The 561-nt window shown below is 60.1% G+C and carries 1 protein-coding gene; it reads left to right on the top strand.

Going from position 1 to position 561, the window contains the following annotated elements:
• A partial coding sequence (gene istB, locus F0184_RS20470) for an IS21-like element helper ATPase IstB (RefSeq protein WP_150497985.1) occupies positions 1–561 on the top strand: 561 nt, incomplete at both ends.

Raw genomic sequence — 561 nt, 5'->3', positions numbered from 1 at the left:
GGCACGCTTTCCAGCCTACAGGGACCTGAACGGATTCGACTTTACCAGCAGCGAAGTCAACGAGGCACTCGTGCGCCAGCTTCACCGCTGCGAGTTCATCGCGCAGGCTCACAATGCCGTCTTCCTCGGGGGCCCCGGAACCGGGAAGACGCATCTTGCGACCGCCCTTGGAATCCAGGCCATCGAACATCACCGCAAGCGTGTCCGCTTCTTCTCCACCGTCGAACTCGTCAATGCACTGGAACAGGAGAAAGCCCAGGGCAAGGCGGGCCAAATCGCCAACCGGCTTGTCCATTCCGATCTCGTCATCCTCGACGAGCTGGGATACCTGCCGTTCAGCGCGTCCGGCGGCGCTCTGCTCTTCCATCTCCTGAGCAAGCTCTACGAGCGCACCAGCGTCATCATCACCACCAACCTGAGCTTCTCGGAATGGGCGGCCGTCTTCGGAGATGCCAAGATGACCACCGCACTGCTCGACCGGCTCACGCACCACTGCCATATCCTTGAAACCGGAAACGAAAGCTTCCGCTTCAAAAACAGCACCGCAAATCAGGCCGACAA

Origin of the sequence: Roseibium aquae (assembly GCF_008711285.1) — a bacterium.
Taxonomy (GTDB): domain Bacteria; phylum Pseudomonadota; class Alphaproteobacteria; order Rhizobiales; family Stappiaceae; genus Roseibium; species Roseibium aquae.
This window is presented reverse-complemented; position numbering and strand designations above follow the sequence as displayed.